The organism is Arhodomonas sp. KWT (genome assembly GCF_010993615.1).
Window position 1 is genome coordinate 1 of sequence record NZ_WNXE01000940.1, and the last position, 649, is coordinate 649.

Here is a 649-nt window from a genome sequence, read left to right on the forward strand (position 1 = left end):
GCCGCCAGCGGAAGCAGCGCATGCGGCTGAACCATCTGAACCAGTACGGCCGTCAGCCCCGGCCCCAGAATGGCCCCCGCGCTGCCGCCCGCCGCGATGGCGCCGAACAGCCGCGCAGCCTGGGCGTCGTCGAACAGGTCGACCATGAAGCTCCAGAACACGGAGACGACGAACAGGTTGAATACCGAGAGCCACACGAAGAACGCCCTCGCCCCCCAGGCCATACCCCAGTCGGAGCGCAGCCACAGCCAGAAGCCGAGGATGCAGGCGATGAAGATGCCGTAAACCGCGGGGATCAGGACGCTACGCCGGAAGCGCGCTGCCAGCGCCGCAAACACCGGCACCGCCAGCAGCATGGCGACGAACGTGGCGGTGAACAGCCACTGCATGTGCTCCACCCCGCCGCGCACCCCCATCTCGTCGCGTACCGGCCGCAGGATGTAGTAGCTGCAGAGCAGGCAGAAATAGTAGAGGAATGCCGCCGCCAGGCCCGGCAGCTCCCCGCGCCGGAACAGCAGCACCCGCGCGAGAAGCCGCGCCTGAGGGGCGCCACCGGGTTCGTCGGCCATCGCCACGCTGCCTCGGCCACGCGAAGGATCGTTCATCCAGCATAGCAGCCGCCCGCTCCGGCAACGCCGGCACCGGCCAC

Annotated in this window: 1 protein-coding gene; it reads right to left on the reverse strand. The window is 69.2% G+C overall.

Annotated elements, in window-relative coordinates; genetic code table 11:
* Positions 1 to 569 (reverse strand): MFS transporter (locus G7A99_RS23425; protein ID WP_163144452.1); only part of this gene is annotated, 569 nt, incomplete at its 3' end.
* Positions 570 to 649: the final 80 nt, after the last annotated feature.